Annotated in this window: 22 protein-coding genes; 15 read left to right on the top strand and 7 right to left on the bottom strand. The window is 44.7% G+C overall.

The features are described 5' to 3' along the window. Positions 1–18: 18 nt before the first annotated feature. The 4 genes from L0U88_RS12665 to L0U88_RS12650 all read left to right on the top strand — a co-directional run bounded on the left by L0U88_RS12665 (position 19) and on the right by L0U88_RS12650 (position 4,269). A complete protein-coding gene (locus L0U88_RS12665) occupies positions 19–1,119 on the top strand; it encodes a sensor histidine kinase (protein WP_234866433.1) in 1,101 nt (366 codons plus the stop codon). 1 nt (position 1,120) lies between these two features. Continuing rightward, entirely contained in the window at positions 1,121–1,870 is a 750-nt protein-coding gene (locus tag L0U88_RS12660) for a LytR/AlgR family response regulator transcription factor (protein ID WP_234866432.1), read from the top strand. 61 nt (positions 1,871–1,931) lie between these two features. Further along, positions 1,932–2,543 carry a DUF5606 family protein gene (locus L0U88_RS12655; RefSeq protein ID WP_234866431.1) on the top strand — a complete coding sequence of 204 codons (612 nt, stop codon included), beginning with the start codon at positions 1,932–1,934 and terminating at the stop codon, positions 2,541–2,543. A gap of 10 nt (positions 2,544–2,553) precedes the next feature. After that, positions 2,554–4,269 carry a M3 family oligoendopeptidase gene (locus tag L0U88_RS12650; RefSeq protein WP_234866430.1) on the top strand — a complete coding sequence of 572 codons (1,716 nt, stop codon included), beginning with the start codon at positions 2,554–2,556 and terminating at the stop codon, positions 4,267–4,269. 186 nt (positions 4,270–4,455) lie between these two features. Here the strand turns inward: L0U88_RS12650 and L0U88_RS12645 are convergent, their stop codons facing one another. Both L0U88_RS12645 and L0U88_RS12640 read right to left on the bottom strand, forming a co-directional pair. Further along, positions 4,456–4,878, bottom strand: a complete 423-nt coding sequence (locus L0U88_RS12645; RefSeq protein WP_234866429.1) for a Fur family transcriptional regulator — start codon at positions 4,876–4,878, stop codon at positions 4,456–4,458. An 11-nt stretch (positions 4,879–4,889) separates the two neighbouring features. Continuing rightward, entirely contained in the window at positions 4,890–5,537 is a 648-nt protein-coding gene (locus L0U88_RS12640; protein ID WP_234866428.1) for an SCO family protein, read from the bottom strand. A gap of 151 nt (positions 5,538–5,688) precedes the next feature. On the opposite strand from L0U88_RS12640, the gene L0U88_RS12635 reads away from it, so the two are divergent. The 6 genes from L0U88_RS12635 (at position 5,689) to L0U88_RS12610 (ending at position 10,356) form a co-directional block, all read left to right on the top strand. Continuing rightward, positions 5,689–6,081 (top strand): MerC domain-containing protein, encoded by a 393-nt coding sequence (locus L0U88_RS12635; RefSeq protein WP_234866427.1) that lies wholly within the window; start codon positions 5,689–5,691, stop codon positions 6,079–6,081. An 84-nt stretch (positions 6,082–6,165) separates the two neighbouring features. Continuing rightward, positions 6,166–6,762: a NifU family protein gene (locus L0U88_RS12630; RefSeq protein WP_234866426.1), complete on the top strand. Its 597-nt coding sequence runs from the start codon at positions 6,166–6,168 to the stop codon at positions 6,760–6,762. 10 nt (positions 6,763–6,772) lie between these two features. Further along, on the top strand, positions 6,773–7,504 hold the full coding sequence (gene pxpB / locus L0U88_RS12625; protein WP_234866425.1) for a 5-oxoprolinase subunit PxpB: 732 nt from the start codon (positions 6,773–6,775) through the stop codon (positions 7,502–7,504). Continuing rightward, positions 7,491–8,462 carry a 5-oxoprolinase subunit C family protein gene (locus L0U88_RS12620; protein WP_234866424.1) on the top strand — a complete coding sequence of 324 codons (972 nt, stop codon included), beginning with the start codon at positions 7,491–7,493 and terminating at the stop codon, positions 8,460–8,462. The genes pxpB and L0U88_RS12620 overlap by 14 nt, the downstream gene beginning before the upstream one ends. Before the next feature lie 11 nt (positions 8,463–8,473). Beyond that, a complete protein-coding gene (locus L0U88_RS12615) occupies positions 8,474–9,193 on the top strand; it encodes a 5-oxoprolinase subunit PxpA (protein ID WP_234866423.1) in 720 nt (239 codons plus the stop codon). Beyond that, on the top strand, positions 9,190–10,356 hold the full coding sequence (locus tag L0U88_RS12610; RefSeq protein ID WP_234866422.1) for an NRAMP family divalent metal transporter: 1,167 nt from the start codon (positions 9,190–9,192) through the stop codon (positions 10,354–10,356). The genes L0U88_RS12615 and L0U88_RS12610 overlap by 4 nt, the downstream gene beginning before the upstream one ends. On the opposite strand, the gene L0U88_RS12605 is transcribed toward L0U88_RS12610, so the two are convergent. Together L0U88_RS12605 and L0U88_RS12600 are read right to left on the bottom strand one after the other, a co-directional pair. Next, the gene (locus L0U88_RS12605; protein WP_234866421.1) at positions 10,331–10,741 is read right to left on the bottom strand and encodes an OsmC family protein; all 411 of its coding nucleotides are present in this window, start codon (positions 10,739–10,741) and stop codon (positions 10,331–10,333) included. The genes L0U88_RS12610 and L0U88_RS12605 overlap by 26 nt on opposite strands. A gap of 10 nt (positions 10,742–10,751) precedes the next feature. Beyond that, positions 10,752–11,882: a saccharopine dehydrogenase family protein gene (locus L0U88_RS12600; protein ID WP_234866420.1), complete on the bottom strand. Its 1,131-nt coding sequence runs from the start codon at positions 11,880–11,882 to the stop codon at positions 10,752–10,754. A 46-nt stretch (positions 11,883–11,928) separates the two neighbouring features. On the opposite strand from L0U88_RS12600, the gene pnuC reads away from it, so the two are divergent. From pnuC to L0U88_RS12585, 3 genes are read left to right on the top strand one after another with little or no spacing between them, the layout of a single operon-like run. Further along, positions 11,929–12,558: a nicotinamide riboside transporter PnuC gene (pnuC, locus tag L0U88_RS12595; protein ID WP_234866419.1), complete on the top strand. Its 630-nt coding sequence runs from the start codon at positions 11,929–11,931 to the stop codon at positions 12,556–12,558. Next, entirely contained in the window at positions 12,558–13,115 is a 558-nt protein-coding gene (locus L0U88_RS12590) for an AAA family ATPase (protein WP_234866418.1), read from the top strand. The genes pnuC and L0U88_RS12590 overlap by 1 nt, the downstream gene beginning before the upstream one ends. Positions 13,116–13,148: 33 nt before the next feature. Further along, positions 13,149–14,834: an ArnT family glycosyltransferase gene (locus tag L0U88_RS12585; protein WP_234866417.1), complete on the top strand. Its 1,686-nt coding sequence runs from the start codon at positions 13,149–13,151 to the stop codon at positions 14,832–14,834. Here the strand turns inward: L0U88_RS12585 and mtgA are convergent, their stop codons facing one another. From mtgA to L0U88_RS12570, 3 genes are read right to left on the bottom strand one after another with little or no spacing between them, the layout of a single operon-like run. Further along, positions 14,835–15,548 (bottom strand): monofunctional biosynthetic peptidoglycan transglycosylase, encoded by a 714-nt coding sequence (gene mtgA, locus L0U88_RS12580; RefSeq protein ID WP_234866416.1) that lies wholly within the window; start codon positions 15,546–15,548, stop codon positions 14,835–14,837. Between the two features lie 52 nt (positions 15,549–15,600). Further along, on the bottom strand, positions 15,601–16,164 hold the full coding sequence (locus tag L0U88_RS12575) for a hypothetical protein (RefSeq protein ID WP_234866415.1): 564 nt from the start codon (positions 16,162–16,164) through the stop codon (positions 15,601–15,603). A 15-nt stretch (positions 16,165–16,179) separates the two neighbouring features. Next, a complete protein-coding gene (locus L0U88_RS12570; protein WP_234866414.1) occupies positions 16,180–16,818 on the bottom strand; it encodes a LysE family translocator in 639 nt (212 codons plus the stop codon). A gap of 239 nt (positions 16,819–17,057) precedes the next feature. Here L0U88_RS12570 and L0U88_RS12565 point away from each other — a divergent pair, with 239 nt between their 5' ends. Both L0U88_RS12565 and corA read left to right on the top strand, forming a co-directional pair. Continuing rightward, positions 17,058–17,720, top strand: a complete 663-nt coding sequence (locus tag L0U88_RS12565) for a hypothetical protein (RefSeq protein ID WP_234866413.1) — start codon at positions 17,058–17,060, stop codon at positions 17,718–17,720. A gap of 75 nt (positions 17,721–17,795) precedes the next feature. Further along, positions 17,796–18,926: a magnesium/cobalt transporter CorA gene (gene corA, locus L0U88_RS12560; RefSeq protein WP_234866412.1), complete on the top strand. Its 1,131-nt coding sequence runs from the start codon at positions 17,796–17,798 to the stop codon at positions 18,924–18,926. Positions 18,927–18,930 lie beyond the last annotated feature (4 nt).

Raw genomic sequence — 18,930 nt, 5'->3', positions numbered from 1 at the left:
CTATTGTCTAATTTCACAATGACCAAGACAACCAGTATGAACCCGGAAGCGAGGGCGACCAAAGCCGATTTTTTTCCGACAAAGCTTCCTGAAAAAGAAAGCAGGATCAACGATGTGGGATTCCGTGTGATCCTGATTCCTTTTTGCGGAATAGTGATTCCATTGGTTACATCGCTGGTGCCGCATCATCAATTCAGTCTCCTGCAGATCAAGTTAAGTTATCTCTACACTATCGGAATTGCATTTATCATCTGGGAAGGCAACAGGTTTCTGCTTTTCACACTACGTTCGTATTTCAACTGGTTTAACCAGCCGGTAAAGAAAATCCTTGCTCTTCTATTGGTGATTCCTTTTTTTACAATACCCGCTACTGTATTGCTGCTGGTTGGCTGGTATCATCTTTTTCTTCAGGGAGAAATCAACTGGAATACTATCTGGAACAACAGCCTCATCATTCTGATATCAGTAATCTTTATAGTACATGTATATGAAACCGTATTCCTGGTCAAGGAGTCTGAATCAGAAATGCTAAGAAATGCTACATTGGAAAGAGCCCGGGCAGAAGCTGAACTGCAGGCCCTCAAGAACCAGATCGATCCGCATTTCATGTTTAATTCACTCAACACATTGAGTCACCTCATCAGCTCGGATCCCCGCAAAGCCCAGGTTTTTAATGACACCCTGGCGGATGTATACCGATATATCTTACAAAACAAGTCGCGCGACCTTGTTTTATTACAGGAAGAACTGGACTTTATGGATAACTATATCGCATTGCTGAAAATCCGGTTCGACGATTGTATCCTGGTTAATAAAAACATACCCGCATCAAGTATTGATCAATTTGTATTGCCGCCTATTTCACTTCAGATCCTGATTGAGAATGCGATCAAACACAATGAGTTTTCCAAGTCACAACCGCTGCTGATTAAAATTCAGGAATCAGGTGGTGAATTGCACATTACCAATGAAGTACGCGAAAAAAAAGTTCGGCAATCCAATGGTATTGGATTGAATAACCTGCTTGAAAGGTTCAGGCTGATTACCTCCAGACCGGTTTCAATTGAAAAAAACAATACTCATTTTTCTGTCCGCTTACCCTTGCTAACCCTTCGATGATATGAAAATTTTACTGATTGAAGATGAAACGCCTGCGGCAGAACGACTGATCGAAGCACTGGCAGAAATTAGATCAGACCTTCAGCCAATCGCCTTACTGGCAACAGTAAAGGAGTCCATTCAATGGCTGAAAACACATGAGCAGCCGGACCTTATTTTTATGGACATTGAGTTGACAGACGGACAATCCTTCCAGATTTTTGATGAGATCCGGCTTGATTGCCCGGTAATTTTCTGTACTGCTTACGACGAATATTGGCAGAAAGCATTTGAGTATAACAGTATTGATTACCTGCTGAAACCGGTTTCAAAGGAAAAGCTGGCTGCTTCGATTCAGAAATACGAGCAATTAAAATTGCATTTTTCCCATTCGCTGGAGCAACTACAGCGGTATCATAAAAACCCTGAGGGTTATAAAAAAAGGTGGTTGATTAAACGAGGTGCAGATTATATCACACTGAAAACCGAAGAAATCGCATTTTTTTATGCTGCCCATAAAATGATTTGCCTGGTGGATACAGGCGGTCAGCGTTATTTGCTGGACAAATCCCTTTCTGATATTGAGAAAGAATTGAATCCCGCACAGTTTTTCCGACTGAACAGACAATATCTTGCCCATATAAATGCCATAAAAAAGCTGAAAACAGTGGGTAAAGGAAAATTGCAGGTTGAATTATTTCCTCAGGCACCGGAGGAAATCATCATCAGTGCCGATCAGACAGCCGCGTTTAAGGACTGGCTGGATGCCTGAGCCTTCACCGGTTGGGTGGCAAAATTGTTTTATCTTGCATCTCCCTTACAATTTTGAAGATATGGAATACAACAGAATCATTGCCGTAACCGGATTACCCGGATTGTTTGAATTAGTAGCCAGTAAAACGGACGGAGCGATTGTACGTTCCCTGGAGGATCAATCCACCAAGTTCGTGTCTTCCCGCAAGCATAACTTCTCTCACCTGGAGAGTATAGAGATTTATACAAAACGAGACAATGTCAACCTGGTTGAAATATTCAAATCCATGAAATCCAGCGGAACAAAGCTTCCGGACGTAAAAGACGGTAATGGATTGAAGGCCTATTTTGAAACTACCTATCCCGATATGGATTTCGAAAGGGTTTACGCCAGCGATATGAAGAAAATGGTGAAATGGTTTGAGATCATCGACAGAAACAACATAGAGTTCAAACTGTCAGAAGCCACAGCTCCGGAAGAAGAAGAAACGGTAGTGGAAGAAGAGGCTCCGGCAAAAGCCAAAAAAGCAGTAAAGAAAGAAGCTGCCGCTACAGAGGAGGATACAGCGACTGAAAAACCAAAGGCTAAGAAAAAAGCAGCGCCTAAAAAAGCAGCCGAAGAGGCAGCTGATTCCGAAGCAACTGAGGAAAAGCCTAAGAAAACTGCCCGCAAGAAAAAATCAGAAGAATAATTCATTGAGTATGTCGATCGCCAATATTCAGAAAACTCCCAGACATTTTCTGCCGGCTGACTTTACGGTTACCAGCTGGGAAACGCTGGAGCCTTATTTTAAAGATCTGCTTGACCGGCCTCTTCTTTCATTGGATGAACTGGAAAAATGGCTGGCAGACAGCAGTGAGCTGGAAGCCGCGGTTAGTGAAGACGCCTGCTGGAGACAGATCCGGATGACCTGTGATACGGAAAATAAGGAGCTGGAAGAGGCTTTCACTTTTTTTGTGATGGAGATTCAGCCGAAAATTCAGCCCTATGCCGATCAGCTGAACCGAAAGCTGATCAGTAATGAATATACTAAAGCACTCGATCAGAAAGAGTATTTTACTTACCTGCGTTCAGTTAAGAAATCAATTGACCTTTACCGGGAAGAAAATATTCCGCTACAGGCTGATTTGTCGGTGATGGCCCAACAATATGGAGTCATTTCCGGTAAGATGAGCGTTACAGTTGATGGCAAGGAATATACCCTGCAGCAAGCCTCTAAATTTCTGGAGCATCCCGACAGAACCAAGCGGGAAGCGGTTTACAGGAGTATCCAGGAACGCCGTTACCAGGATCGCAACCAGTTAAATGAATTGTTCACGGGTTTGGTTCAGAAACGTCACCAGGTAGCAATTAATGCCGGGTTCGCCAATTACCGCGACTACAAATTCGTGGAAATGGGCCGCTTTGATTATACCAAAGAGGATTGTTTCGCTTTCCATGATGCTGTAAAACAGCATGTAGTTCCGCTCGTTGCTGGAATCTACAATAAGAAAAAGCAAAAACTGGGATTGGATACCCTTCGCCCCTGGGATACCGAAGCAGAACCGGCCGGCATTGAACCACTGCATCCATTCAAAACAGGCGAAGAGTTGCTGGAAAAAACCATCACCTGTTTTCATCAGCTTCGCCCCTTGTTTGCTGAATGCCTGATTACCATGAAAAAGATGGGGCATTTGGACCTCGAAAGCAGAAAAGGGAAAGCTCCAGGTGGGTATAATTGTCCACTTGCAGAAAGTGGTGCGCCCTTTATTTTTATGAATGCAGCCGGACAAATGCATGATGTAACCACCATGGTGCATGAAGGCGGACATGCAATTCATAGTTTCCTTGCCCACCCACTGCGGCTTTCATCATTTAAGGAATACCCGATGGAAATTGCCGAAGTGGCAAGTATGAGTATGGAATTGTTCAGTATGGACTACTGGCATAGTTTTTTTAACGATGAAAACGAACTAAAACGAGCAAAAGAGCACCAGCTGGAAAGAGTAATTACGATTTTTCCCTGGATTGCTATCATCGATAAGTTCCAGCATTGGGTTTATGAAAACCCGCAACACAGTGTGGAAGAGCGTGCTGCAAAGTGGATGGAGATAAATGATGAGTTTTCAACTGGTGTACTGGATCTAAGCGGGTTGGAGGAATTCAGGAAATATGGTTGGCAACGCCAGCTACATTTATTCGAAGTTCCTTTCTACTATATTGAATATGGAATTGCACAGCTTGGTGCGATTGGCATGTGGATGCAGTTTAAGGAGAACAAGGAAGAAGCTCTTGACAATTATAGCCGGGCCCTGGCCCTCGGAGGAACCCGTACGCTGCCTGAATTGTATCAGGCTGCCGGCATACCGTTTGACCTGGGACCCACCCGTGTTAAAACATTGATGGACTTTGTAGCCTCAGAAATGTTAAAACTTTAAACAGGCCACAAAAAATACCCACATTAGGGTATGGGTAAAATTTGAAAAGAATGATTTATAACAATATATTTGTACAAGAAAACACTTAGAAAGAAATAACGAATCCGAACAGATTCTTAAAATAGCTACTAATCAGAGCCTTAACCAAAAGTCCCGGTGTGTCTACATCGGGGCTTTATTTTTGAACTAATCCTGATTGCAGTCTTTGCATCTTCCATTTACCACAACCTGAATCTCACTAAACTTAAATCCCTTAGGTAATCGTATAGCCGGTACCGTTACATCATCCAGGCACATGGTAGTTCCACAAGTATCGCATACGAAGTGAACATGGTTATCGTGGTGATGTCCTTCTCCACAATCATCTTTGCACAATGCATACAACACACTATTGTCTGATGTCGGAATTGAATGAATAATACCCTTATTCAGAAATACCTGCAGTGTCCGGTAAACTGTAACACGATCAAACTTCTCACCGGTTCTGCGTTCGATATCTCCATGAGCAAGAGCGCCCTGTTGTTCCAGGAACAATTCGAGAATCTTAACCCGACTACCGGTGATGCTCAACTGATTTTTTTTCAAAATATCCTGTACGGCTTCCTGCATAGTGTACGTAATTAGAAAGTTGTCTTTGGTAAGCGAGAGGCGTCCGTTTGAGACTCCTCCAATAAAACAGGTATGTCCTTGATCATCTGATCCACTTCCTCTTTTTTCAGACCATCATAAATGCGACGCACTCTGCCTGCACGGTCTACCAATGCGAAAAACTGGGTATGGATGAACTGGTCCTCGATATATTCATTGTTGTTTTTTGGATCATCGAGTAAATAACTTACACGTGCTGCGAGGTATAAACTGTCTTTCGGGCCGGTCAGGAAAAACCAGTTGGCATTGTTGACTCCCATAGAGTCTGCATACACCCGCATCCTTGCTACCGTATCAGTTGCAGGATCCACGGAATGCGATAAGATCATGAAATCAGGATTGTTCTTATATGTCTCGAATACTTTTTTCATGTTGTTATTCATCTTCGGACAAATACCCGGGCAGGTTGTGAAAAAGTATTCTGCTACATAAACCTTACCCTGAACCTTCTCCTGGTTGAAGGAATTTCCATACTGATCACTGAACCGGAAGGGTTGAACATAACTCAGTACCGGCATTTTTACCTCCCCGAATCCTGGTAGCAACTTACTCATGGCAAACACAAATCCTACAAAGAGCACGGCAAAAAACACCAGGAAAAAAATCGACTTCTTACTCATAACCACAAATTTACGAATTTCTTTACCCGACCGCTGCCATACGCCTCTGGCGGATAAACTCCGACCGGTAGCATAGATTGAGGCCTTGGTGAATGGAGCAAGGTAAAAATTATTTTGCAACAAAGTTGCATCTGTTTACTTTTGCTGTCCGATGTCATTTAAGATTAACTGGGACGCCCTGGGTATAGCAACCTCCATAGCCTGTGCCATTCACTGTGCAGTGTTGCCCTTAATTCTCACAAGTCTTCCCATTTTTGGAACTAATATCATTGATAATGAAGCATTTGAGTATTTTATGATACTCGTCGCGTTCATTATCGGAGCAAATGCGCTCTGGCATGGATACAAAAGACATCATCATAAAACAAGTCCCTATATCCTCTTCGGAATCGGAATTCTGCTGCTCCTGGCTAAACAACTCTGGCATGAATGGCAGCTTTGGTTCCTGGTTCCGGCAGTGATCGCCATCGTTTATGCCCATTTCCGGAATTATCAGCTTTGCCGCAGGGCGAACCATTGCCATACCAGCGACTGTAATCACTAAGTCTGCCTTCCTTCATAAGTTTTCCTAAATTCACAAACATACCCGGCTGGCATTTGTTATTTTTGCAGTTAAACGTGTTGAATTATGATCAAGACTGGAAATCCTGTTATCAGCATTTATACAGAAATGACTCCGAACCCGGAAACTATGAAGTTTGTAGCCAATAAACTTCTGTATCCAGGTCGTAGCATTGATCTGCCGGATATGGAGAGTGCCAAAGCTTCTCCGCTGGCCATGGAACTTTTCGGCTTTCCATTTATAAAAAGCGTTTTTATCGCCAGCAATTTTGTAACCCTTACCAAAACTCCGGAGACTGAATGGAGTGATGTAATTCCTTCCATCCGCCAATTCCTGAAAGATTACCTCGAAGAAGGCAAAGTGGTTGTGAATGAGGAAGAAATTGCTGCATTGAAGCCCCAGGGAAGCAATGAAGTAAGTGCGGATGACGACGATGTAGTGAAGCGTATCAAAGAATTGCTCGAAAACTATGTGAAACCAGCAGTTGAAATGGATGGTGGTGCTATCCAGTTCAAAAGCTACCATGATGGTGTGGTGAACCTGATGATGCAGGGTTCCTGCAGTGGCTGTCCCAGCAGCATGATCACCCTGAAAGCAGGTATTGAGGGCATGATGAAACGTATGATCCCCGAAGTAAAAGAGGTAGTGGCAGAAGCAGAATAAAACAGGCATTTTGGCACAGGAAGACTCCTTCCATATTTATCCGATTGCTGAGTCAGCCATTACCATTGAATATGGCAGGGAGATTTCTATACCAGCCCACCAGGAACTGCTTCAACTGCAACAGGTTTTCCACCAGAATCAGTTCTGCGGATTCCTGGATACTTCCATAACATATAACAGCCTAACGGTTTTTTTTAACCCGGCTCGACTTTTTTCTGAAGGCCAGCGCTCCCCGCTGGCCTTTGTTCATGAAGAGATTCGAAAAAGGCTTACCACAAATTCAGGGGATAACAAAACTCCCCTTCCGGATGCGACCCGCCACCTCATCCCGGTTTGTTATGAGGACATTATGGCGCCTGATCTTCAGGCTGTTGCAAGTTACCACCAAACCAATCCGGAATCCATCATCGAAGCTCATTGCTCGAAGGAATGGTACGTATTCATGATTGGTTTTAATCCGGGATTTGCCTACATGGGGCTGCTCCCCGACTCACTTGCCATGCCGCGAAAAGCCACTCCAGCGCTGCAGGTGCCAGCAGGTTCAGTAGGGATCGCGGGGCAACAGACAGGGATTTATCCCAATACTTCCCCGGGGGGATGGCAAATCATTGGTCGTACCCCTCTCTCCGTTTTCAATCCTTCCGATCAGCATAGCTGCCTGTTCAAACCAGGTGACAGCGTACGATTTACTCCTATTGATTCCAATACCTTTAAATACCTGAACCAGCATGAGAATCCTTAAAACCGGCATCTCCACCATTCAGGACCAGGGGCGATTCGGTCACCGAAACCAGGGTATTCCCACCAGTGGATGCATGGATTCTCTTGCATCGCGTATAGGCAACCTGTTAGTCGGAAATGAGGACTCGGCTGCCTGCCTGGAAATAAGTAATGGTGCTTTTTCCGCCAGTTTTGGCCGCACCAGCCTGGTAGCCCTAACCGGTAAGGGCTATGAAGGATTTGTCAGTGGGAGACCAGTTGCCTTCTGGCAACCCTTCCTGGTAAAAGAAGGTGAATTTCTCCAGCTCTTTCCCCGCGAAGTGGGATTTACTTATCTATCTGTTCATGGTGGCATTCGTACAAAACTGCAGTTTGATAGCCGGGCTACCCATTTGCCATCAAAAATTGGCGGTCTGAATGGTAAAGCGCTTCAACCTGGTGATCATCTTCCTGTTTCCCATTTCCCAGAGGAAGATGGCCAACATATCATCAACTATTTATCAAAGCTAAGTGGCCAGGTACGTCTTAGTCCGGCAATCACCCCCAATTATGCTCAGCAGGATATACGCTTTTTTCCGGGACCAGAGTATAACTGGTTCACAGAAAACTCCGGGCTTTTGCTGGAGCGTACTGGTTTCCAGTTGGGGGTCGCATCCAACCGAATGGGGTTTAGGCTTCAGGGACCCCAACTGGAACGCGAACGATCCGGGGAGCTGCTATCCCAACCTGTACTGCCTGGAACAATGCAGGTTAGTCCGGATGGACAAATATTATTACTCATGGCGGATGCGCAGACCACCGGTGGCTATCCAAGGATTGGGCAGGTTACAGCAGTGGATCTTCACCTGGCAGCCCAAAAAGCTCCGGGAACTACCATCCATTTCAAAAAAATTTCGCTTTCGGATGCAGAAACCCTGTTATTCGAAAGGGAAAAGCAATTGCTCCAGCTCAAACGCGACTATTATCTTTATTTCTCCTAAACAAATACCGGATGGAACTCAACTGCGATCTCGGGGAAGGCACAGGAACAGAAGCATCCATACTTCCGTTTATACATGCTGCGAATATATCCTGCGGACTGCATGCCGGATCCCCGGTTGAAATTTCAAATACCATTGCGTTAGCCAAAAAGCTGGGGGTTCAGGTCGGAGCCCACCCATCCTGGAATGATCGGGCAAACTTTGGAAGAACGGAGCAACAGCTGCCTGCAGCCGAAATAGTTTCATTGATACTCTATCAATTGGGCGCCTTTGATGCACTTTGCAGGCAACACAATTACCCCATGAAACATGTCAAACCTCATGGTGCCCTTTACAATCAGGCAGCTAAAGATCCAATGGTAGCAGCAGCCATTATTACAGCTATAAAAAGTTTCAATCCTACCCTTCAATTGTACGCACTTAGCAATAGTGTGCTGGCAAAACTGGGTAAAAAAGCTGGTCTTACAGTGAAAGAAGAAGCGTTTGCTGATCGGCGTTATACAGCATCCGGAGAATTGGCCTCCAGGCAGTTAGCAAACGCGGTACTTCAAAATAAGGAAGAAGTGCTTCAACAGGTGAAAGAGATTCTCCTGAATCAACGGGTACGAACAACCGAAGAAAACTGGATTTCCCTGAAAGCAGATACACTGTGCATCCATGGTGATGGTTCGACCGCGGTTGAACTGGCGAAAAGCATTTATGAATTCCTGCAACTGTCCAATCCTGCATGAAGAATAAAACTTCATCCGGCTTCTGGGCAGCAGCTTTCCTGATGGCAACTTCAGCTATCGGTCCGGGTTTTCTTACCCAAACCACCGTATTCACACAGGAGTTACTTGCTTCCTTCAGTTGCATCATTCTGGTATCCATCCTGCTGGATATAGGTGTTCAGCTCAATGTCTGGCAGATCCTCTTTGCCCGTCGGCAAACTGCCAACCAGGTGGCGGATACATTATTACCTGGATTAGGGAAAGTGCTGGCACTGCTGATCGTAATGGGCGGATTTGCTTTTAATATCGGGAATATTGCAGGAGCGGGACTGGGATTAGAAACGGTAACAGGGATCCCTAACCGAATAAGTGCAGCCATCACCGTAGGATTAATCCTGCTGCTGATGATGAGCAGACAGCGTGCCCTGCCATTTATGGATCAGGCTGTAAAATGGATGGGCATAAGTATGATCATATTAACCGGATATGTTGCAGTATCATCAGCTCCGCCACTAGGAGAACTGGCAATTCAAACTATACTGCCCACCCGGTTTGATTACAAAGCATTGCTAACCATCGTGGGAGGAACCGTTGGAGGATATATCTGTTTTGCAGGGGCGCACCGAATACTGGAAGCCTCAAAAACAGAAGAGATCACGCTGAAGTCGGTAAGGAGATCAGCCATTACCGGAATTTTGACAGCCTCGATAATGCGCTATCTCTTGTTTCTTGCTGCATTGGGTGTAGCAAGCAGGGGCTTGCTGTCTGCATCGGGAAACCCATCCGCAGAGGTATTCAGACAGGCCGCAGGAGAAACCGGATTTCGGTTATTCGGCATCGTTATGTGGTGTGCTGCTGTAACATCTGTACTCGGATCAGCTTATACTTCAATCTCCTTTGCAAGAAGCTACTTACCCTGGCTGGACAAACATCCTGAAAAAGGGATACAAGTATTTATAATAAGTTCCGCCATTTTTTTTCTCTTCTGGGGAAAGCCAGTGCAGTTATTATTGGCGGCGGGACTGATAAATGGCATCATCCTTCCGGTATCACTGGTTATTTTATTAGTAGCTGTTGGAAATAAAAAAAGCAGCTACCAACACCCCAGGAGCTTACAAATTGTGGGATGGTTGATAGCTGCTTTGCTAACCTGGACAACTATCCAAGTGTTGCTTCAGAACTGATGGAAGTATTCAACAATTTGCTGATCGGGCAATTTTGCTCCGCATCTTTCACACAAGCCTGAAATTGTTCTGCACTGATTCCTGGAACCACCCCTTTCACGGTCAGATGCGATTTGGTAACAGCACCATTCTCAAAAGTTATGGCACAGCTTGTTTCAAGGGAGGTGGGGGTAAAGCCTGCTTCACCCAGCACAAAACTCAGTTTCATGGTAAAACAGCCTGAATGTGCCGCGGCTACCAGTTCTTCCGGGTTAGTACCAATACCGCTTTCAAAGCGGGATCCAAATGAATATTGCGTTTCACTTAACACGCCACTCTGGGTGGTGAGATGTCCTTTTCCTTCTTTTCCGGAACCGTTCCAAACGGCAGTTGCTTTACGAATCATAGTAATTGTTTTAATGGTTGATAATGGCTTTCCAATTTACACCCCTATTGGTTAGGTATCGTAGAATAAATTCAAAACAAACAGGGTGGCGCCCAACCCACTCAGGTGGAAACACTCCCTTTTCTGTGAACTGCCCCGTTGCAACCAGTTCCGCAACAGCTGTGCAGGTATAGCCGGTTGTGCGCGACATGGAGGAGGTTTTCGTTACGGGATCATACTGATCCAACAGGTTGTATTCCACCCGCATCGGCCGGTTTTCCTTTTCCCCTTCCACAATCACCCGCATCACGGTAAACTCTGCCTCTTCCTCTCCTAATTTCCATTGCCGGAATAAGAGCGCGGAGCTAAAATCAAGCGGACGTACCTGGTGCCCATTGATCTCCATCTTTTCCTCACTAAAAAACCCTGCCAGCTGTAAAGCCTGAATTAAGTCTATATGCCCGGGATAACGAAGTGTCTGCTCCTTCAGATCCGGAATATGTGCCATGGTAAAGAGGAGAGAACGCAGCCCATCCGTATTAAAAGCTTCCAGGGTTCCTATACCCTCAAAATCCATCAGGCTTCTGTCCGAAAGCGCTGGTTTGGTAACAATGCGGCCATTTTCCATCTGGCGGGCCGGACGCGTATACTCTTCAATCACATCCACCGGCGAAAACGGCGCCTTGTATTCAAATGGTTTTTTGCGGATTTGTGGCAGTCCGCCCACATAACACTCAAACCGGTTCACCTTCATCTCTTCATTGTACCGGCCAAGGATCAGGTTTCCCATACCCGGAGCAACACCGCAATCTGTAACGACAGTAACTCCCTTTGATTTTGCAAGCACATCGAGCTGAAGCGCATCTTCCGGGAAAAAGGAAATATCAACCACCGATTTCCCAGCGTTTATAACGGCTTCGAGTACACGAAAACCCATAAACCCGGGTACAGCAGTTACCACCAGATCCACCTCTTCAAGCAAGGAAGAATACGCCGCAAAGTTGGTGAGATCCGCAACCTGCGTATTTACAGCAGGTGCTTTGCGATGAAGCAGTTGCAGGGCTGCCTCATCCCTGTCGAATGAATAAACTTCGTGGCGATCAGATAGGTCTACCGCGATCGTTCTGCCAACCATACCAGCCCCTAAAACAGCTATTTTCATGCAAACAATTTCCGGCAATCTAAAAATTCTGACGCATTTTTAAGGGATGGAAACAATCTGGGAGCAATTCCTGACTGGTCTGATGCAAACATCCGCACTTGAATTCATTGCCGTCATTACCGGTATTGCAAGTGTGTTTTACAGCCGGAATGAAAATATTCTACTGTACCCGATTGGCCTGATCAGCACCACCATTTTTATCTACCTGAGCGTCAAAGGACATTTATATGGTGAGGCAAGCGTTAACCTTTACTATACCATCATGAGCATATATGGCTGGTGGTTATGGGCAAAAAAAACACCGGATCACCGGCCGGAACTTAGCATTACGCGGTCCAATCGGCGCGACTGGCTGAACCAGATCCTGTTTTTTCTGTTCTTCTATGCAGTTCTTTACGTTAGTCTGACCTGGTTGAAAAAAGAATTCGCCCCGGAAGCTATTCCCTGGGCGGATGCCTTTGCCAGCGCCAGTGCCTACACAGGTATGTGGCTGATGGCGAGGAAAAAAGTGGAAAGCTGGTACTGGTGGATCATTACAGATATTACATCCGTGCCTCTCTACTTTTCAAAGGGATATGTATTCACAGGCTTTCAGTTTGTGATTCTTACCCTGATGGCCATTTCCGGACTCCAATCTTGGAAACGTAAAAGTCAAAGCAGTAAATTGCCGACCTAATGATGAAGAAAATTGTGATAGTGGGCCCTGAGTCAACAGGAAAAAGCACCCTCTCACAGGAACTCTCACAGCATTATGCCAATGATTTCCCAACCGCCTGGGTACCGGAATATGCTCGAGAATTCCTGGCTGAGCTGAATCGTCCCTATACCTATGAAGATCTGGTCACCATCGCCAAGGGACAGCTGGAACTGGAAGAACAAACAAGCCAGGCGCTGCAGGAAGCCTCTGGTAATCAGCCATCCATCCTGTTTGTAGATACAGATATGATGGTGATGCAGGTTTGGTCGGAGTTTGTTTTTGAAAAATGTGATCCTTTTATCCTGAATGAAGTGGTAAGGCGGAAATATGATCATTACCTGTTAATGCAGACAGACCTGCCCTGGACCTATGATAAACTTCGTGAATATCCCGATCTGGAACGCCGGAATAAATTATTTCAGCATTATTATGACATACTGCAAAGGCAATCTACCGGTTGGTCCATAGTATCCGGACTTGGAAAAGACCGCACAAATACGGCAATCCGCATAATAGATAACTTGCTTGCCGGCTAAGCTCCCCTATTTTTGTGGTTGAAAGCATGCAGCATGAACGTATTGACTTCTTCCATTCGCAGTCGGCCGGCTGCCTGGTTTTATATCGGCTGGTTGATCATCAACCTGGTTCAGTCCTACGGCACCGAGCTGTTGCATGATGAAGCCTATTATTGGGTTTACAGCCAATATCCTGCCTGGGGGTATTTTGATCATCCACCCATGATCGCGGTGCTGATAAAACTGGGCTACCTGATTTTTCCAAATGAACTAGGTGTTCGCCTGATGATGGCACTCATGAATACCGCCACGCTCTGGCTGGTACACCAGCTGCTGATCAAAAAAGATGATCTCCTGTTTTATGCACTGACCGCCTCCATGGGTGTTCTTCAAATTGGAGGCATTCTTGCCGTACCGGATATTCCACTTACATTTTTTACCACGCTGTTTTTCTGGCAATACAAACGTTTCTTAAATCAGAACAGCTGGTTACAGGGACTGCTCCTTGGAATCGTGATGGCTGGTATGCTTTACAGTAAATACCACGGAATACTTATCATATTATTTACCTTGTTCAGCAATTGGAAACTTGTACTGAACGCACGGGCCTGGGTAGCCGTACTTGCTGGTGTGCTGCTTTTCTTTCCGCATTTATACTGGCAATACCAGCATGATTTCCCTTCCGTGTCTTATCACCTCAAAGAAAGAAACGCACCTGCTTTTGAATTTGCCTTCACACTGGAATATGTGGCCGGCCAGATTCTGCTGGCGGGACCCTTAATCGGATTCCTGTTATTAAGAGCAGCCAACAGGTATAAAACAACTGACCTGCTGGCACGTGCTCTTCAGTGGAGTATGTGGGGATTTTATGGCTTCTTTCTGATCAGCACACTTAAAGGCAGGGTGGAAGCCAACTGGACGGTTCCGGCACTGATTCCCGTTATTATACTTTCACATGCATGGATAACCGAAAACCTATCCCAGCGCAAGTGGATCTTCAAACTGCTGGTACCTTCACTGGTATTAGTGGTACTGGTAAGGGTATACATGCTGACAGATATTTCTGGTCTTACCCGCATATTCAAGGATGAAATGCATGGAAACCGGGAATGGGTCAAAGCCATCAAAGAGAAATCAAATGGCCTGCCGGTGGTATTCCTGAACAGTTATCAGCGTCCTTCCAAATACTGGTTTTATTCAGGAGATACCAGTTTTGCTATCAATACCACCTATTACCGCAGGAACAATTACAATTTCTGGCCCATTGAAAAAGAATGGCAGAGCAGAAAAGTACTGGTAGTAGACAAAGACCTGGGAACAATTGATAACTCATTTGAAATTCCAACACCAAGAGGAATCACCCCTGCGCTGGTCATTGACAAACTCCAATCCTTTTCCCATATCAGATTAAGCCTGTCGGACAAATCTGATGGTTTTAAAAAAGGGCAACCAGTACAACTATCTGTTCAAGTAGATAAACACTCCATAAATGAGTTGAAGCAATTGCTGAAGAATTCAGGCCAACCCAATCAATTGGTAGCTGACCTATTTGTGGGTAAATCTATGGTACAGCGTTTAACACTCACAGCCTCGCCAATTCAGGAAAATACGCTGACATTGACCAGCACAGAGAATATTTCACTGCAGCCGGGTGAGTATATCATGAAATTGGGGATTGCAACTTCCTTGCCCAATCTGTATTCTCAGAATAGTCCGGCTATAGTAATAGAGGTCAACTGATTAATTTTTGGAATTGGTGCCGATAATTGCTTTGATTTCTTCATCGCCTGCCAGATTACTCATCTGACGCTGGATGATCCAGCCCCTGCCTGCTACATATTTACTGGCGGGCTGCACTTTGTATTTTTTGGGGCTTGGCAAGCAGGCCGCTATTCGCGCTGCTTCCGATTTATTCAGTTTGGAAGCGGGTTTTTTGAAATAGGCCTGTGATGCTGCTTCAATTCCAAAGATGCCGGGGCCCATTTCACTCACATTAAGATACATTTCCAGGATTCGCTTTTTACCCCAGATCAATTCAATCATAAAGGTAAAATAGGTTTCCAGTCCTTTCCGGATCCAGGATCGGCCCTGCCATAGAAATACATTTTTTGCAACCTGCTGACTGATGGTACTGGCTCCACGAACCCGGTTGGGTTTTTTCTCATTGTACTTCATCGCCTTTTCGATGCTTTTCCAATCAAAGCCAGAATGGTCGGCAAACAACTGGTCTTCGGATGAAATAACCGCCAGTTTTGCATAGTAAGACATTTCCTCAAAATCTACATAATCCCTTTTTAGTCCGTAGCCACTCACCCAGTTGGAAAGTTGTGTAACAGTAATGGGAGGATTGATCCATTTCAGCAGGAGGATATAGAGGAATTGCCCAATCACCAGGATGAGCAGTAATTTTTTAAGAAATCGGCCTATGCGGGGGATTAATCCTTTTGTCTTCACGAAAGATCCAAAAATTGTTGCGGCTGCAATATAGGGAAAATGAGATGGCTGCTCAGTTTGTCATCTTTACATAATTGATCTTATACTTTTTGCCATTTTTTTCGCGGTACCGATGCAGGCGATTCAATAAAAAACCGCCGCCGGCAACTCCACCGGCAATAGCAAGGGATTTCAGGTTATCTGCATCTCCAATTGGTTCTTTTCGATACCAGCCATTTAAGACATTCAATACTATATAACCAACTCCGCCAATCATAAAAATGGCTCCATTTCTGACAAAACCCCAGCTTTGTCTTTTATCATGAAAAATCCGAAAGATTTCCTGGTAATGAAATCCATAAACCATGGAACCAAGTGTATCCACTTTGGAAGTACCCAGTTGAGTGATATAACTAACAATATGCCACTGCCTTACGAAGACAGAGTCATTTCTTACATCTTCAATCGGGCCACTGATAACCTGGCCATTGACATGCTGTAATTCAATCCTGCTTCCTTTGAAGTAACTGGCTACATGGCGGTTATTGGTTCTTTTGAGCGAAATGAAATCGCTCATCTGGCTGAAGCCGGAATAAGAAGCAGCCAAAACTGCTAACAAAATAAATAAACCGCGCATGGAATCAATTTAGGTTCAGACAGTCTCCAGGTGAAATGCGATGCCCCATAACAATGCAACACCAAATCCCACCAATATTACACCCGAAATTTTATTTACGAGGGAAAGGTTGTGGAGGGTCAATTTTTTACGAAGTTTCCCAGCCAGTAGTACTTTCAACGCATCTGCCAGCATATTGAATAACATGCACACAGTAAAGATCAAAACACGATCGCGGAAGGAATGCGTCAGCGCAAAAGTAGTAGCATTGATCAGCCAGAAAAGCAGCACACTCGGATTGAGGCTGTTGATTAAAAATCCAGAAGTGAAAATCCTGGCCATGTCTCTTTTACGAAAACGTTGCTCCTCCCCATTTGCCTGCTGAGCCAGTTGTACTTTTTTAAGAAAAAGATAAAAAAGCCCCATCCCAATCAGGAATACACTGCCTATATAGCCTATTGCCTGCTTGTACTGGAGCAGGGCCTTCACCCACTCTGAAAACGCATTACTGATAACGATCAACAGGATATCACTGAGCCAAACCCCCGCCACAAAACTGAACCCGCCCTCTCTGCCATTGTTCAAACTTTGTTTGATAATGGTAAAAATGACAGGTCCGACGGATAATGCCAGAATGCTCCCCAGTGCCAATCCTTTAATCAGTGCGTCAATCATTGCGAATTCAGAAACGTAAAATTACTTGATCCTGTTACATTCTATCGAAAGTTTATCAAATTACTAGGACATATTAAGAATTTGTATTTGCTTAGCGATCAGGTTTATTTTACCCAGTAACCCCAGTAGGGAAACCCTAATTTGAGTTTGGCATCCTGAGACAGTCGCTATCCGTTGAATACCTACCCTTCCAATAGCCTTGAGAGCTATTCTATTAAACACTCTAAACATCAAATGTTATGCGACTATTTCCTGCTTTCATGCGCGGCACTATTGCCCTTTTCGCCGTAACGGCATCTGTATTCTTTATTAGTTCCTGTCAGAAATCCGCTGAGCCGGATAATGGAACGGAAAGAGCAAATTCTTTTTCTAGTATGGAAGGTGTGGTTGGAACTGCTTCCAATTCGGCCAGTGCAATTACCTTCTGTAAAACCCGGGATTTTTGTCTGTGGGCCGGACAAACCATCAATACCGGAAAAGTGGTTATCGGAAATGACGAAAACAATCTGTATGTAATTATCAATTCTCTGGAAGGATTTCAGGATGTATCTGAAAACGTGAAAATCTGGGTTGGTGACAACCTGGTGGATCTTCCTCAAACCAATAAAGGAACTCCGATCCCTGGCCAGTTTCCATATAAGTTAAAAGTGGATCCTTCTTATACCTGGTATACCGTAACTATTCCTTTCTCCTCTATCAAAACCTCTGGTAAATTGGATTGCAGTGGCAAGGGTCTGTATGTATATGTTCATGTAGACGCAATTGCTAAAAAGAAAGGCGAAACTGCATGGGGTGGGAACTGCCTTGCAGACGGGCCTATCAGAACCCAGGGTCGCTGGTATTACAATATGACCTACAGCACCGGCTGTTGTGACGAATGCACCTGCAAAGATGTAAACTGATAACGCACGATATATTGTATTTTTAAAGCGGCTCGCATGGCGGGTCGCTTTTTTTTACTTTGAATTCGTTGTTTCATGATACGCAAGACCATTGAAACCGCCATCACCAAGCCTACCAAAAAATACCTGCGTTATCTCGGGATTAAAAATCTGTTTGGAACAGACCGAACCAAACAGATCCTGAAAATCAATCCTACAGTTCTACCGCACCGGGAAGAAGCCAGGGAGGTTAGAACATATGTATATGATTACAATGCGCAGGCGCTGGAAGAGCATGAGTTTAATACTGTTGAACCCTGCTTCCGGTTCCTGAAAAGCAACCGGATCAGCTGGATCAATGTGGACGGTATCAGAAAATCAGATGTTGAATCAATCTGTCAACATTTTGATATCCATCAGCTATTAATTGAAGACATCCTCAGCATTCAGCAACGCCCCAAAATGGACGAAGTGGACAATGTTCTTTTCTGTCTGCTGAATATGCTTTATTTCAATGAAATCAAGGGAACTGTAGAACAGGAGCAGATCAGTATCGTATTGGGAAAGGATTTTGTAATCAGCTTCCAGGAAGATGCATCCCGGGATGTATTTAATCCATTACGTGATAAACTCCGCATGAGCAATTCCAAGATCCGCCAGCGCTCGGCAGATTATCTCTGTTATTCCATGCTGGATATGATCGTAGACAATTACTTCATTGTAATGGAAAAACTGGGAGAACGGATTGAAGACCTGGAAGAGCAGGTTATTGCAAGTACTAATAACCGGGCGCTGGCAAGGATCAGCTCCCTCAGAAAAGAACTGATTGTTCTGAAGCGGAATATCGCACCGGTTCGGGACCTTGTCAATGGTATCATCCGGAGTGAAAGTGATTTATTGGATGACCGCACCACCAAATATTTCAAAGATGTTTACGATCATATCATGCAGGCCAATGACCTATGCGAAAACTATCGGGATGTGATGGTGAACATGCAGGATCTCTACATTAACAATGTAAACCTGAAAATGAATGAGGTGATGAAAGTAATGGCGATTGTGACCTGTTTACTGGCACCTGCAACCGTAATTGGAGGTATTTTCGGTATGAACTTCGACCGCATCCCCTACCTGCATCATGAAAATGGTTTTTACATTGCCGTAGTGCTGATGCTAATCGTTCCTATTTATATGTTGTGGCTGTTCCGCAAACGCGGCTGGTTCTAACATC

It is taken from the genome of Flavihumibacter fluminis (genome assembly GCF_021491375.1).
Lineage (GTDB): Bacteria > Bacteroidota > Bacteroidia > Chitinophagales > Chitinophagaceae > Flavihumibacter > Flavihumibacter fluminis.
Note: the sequence above shows the minus strand (reverse complement) of the source record. Positions and strands in the feature narration are given on the sequence as shown.